This window comes from Vibrio sp. 1562 (genome assembly GCF_033340155.1).
GTDB classification, from domain to species: Bacteria; Pseudomonadota; Gammaproteobacteria; order Enterobacterales; family Vibrionaceae; genus Vibrio; species Vibrio alginolyticus.
On the sequence record NZ_JAWOVY010000769.1, the window covers coordinates 1 to 519 of the forward strand.

The 519-nt window shown below is 42.6% G+C and carries 1 protein-coding gene; it reads left to right on the forward strand.

What is annotated here, in order from left to right; all coding sequences use genetic code 11:
* A partial coding sequence (locus tag R7Z49_RS27550) for a rhodanese-like domain-containing protein (protein ID WP_318112842.1) occupies positions 1-332 on the forward strand: 332 nt, incomplete at its 5' end.
* Positions 333-519 lie beyond the last annotated feature (187 nt).

The following is a 519-nucleotide window of genomic DNA, read 5'->3' on the forward strand; positions in this document are numbered from 1 at the left end:
ACCAAGCGGCATTTGTGGCAAATAACATCATCAAAGGTGACGCAACGGCGATTCATTACGATGAAATCGCCAACCTGACTGAAGATCAAATTCTCCTCGACGTCCGTAACCCGGGTGAATTGGAGTCTGTTGGTTATCTTGAAGGGGCAATCAACATTCCGGTTGATCAGCTACGCCATCGTATGGGTGAACTACCAAAAGACAAAGAGATTGTGATTTACTGTCAAGTAGGCTTGCGCGGTAACGTGGCATACCGTCAACTCGTCAACAACGGTTACAAAGCTCGTAACTTGATTGGTGGTTACCGTACTTACAAGTTTGCAAAAGCGTAATGTAATCTTCGCAAACATTAAATCTGTTTGATTTGAGAAATAAAAACGGCTGATAGATATATCAGCCGTTTTTTCTTATCCCGAATATTGTAGCGCTGGTTTGGTAACTATTCCGTTTCCACCAAAGCGATCTTATCGGATGTCGATTTTTCCAATTTGATCGCAATAAACTTGGAGGTTGGCGTAA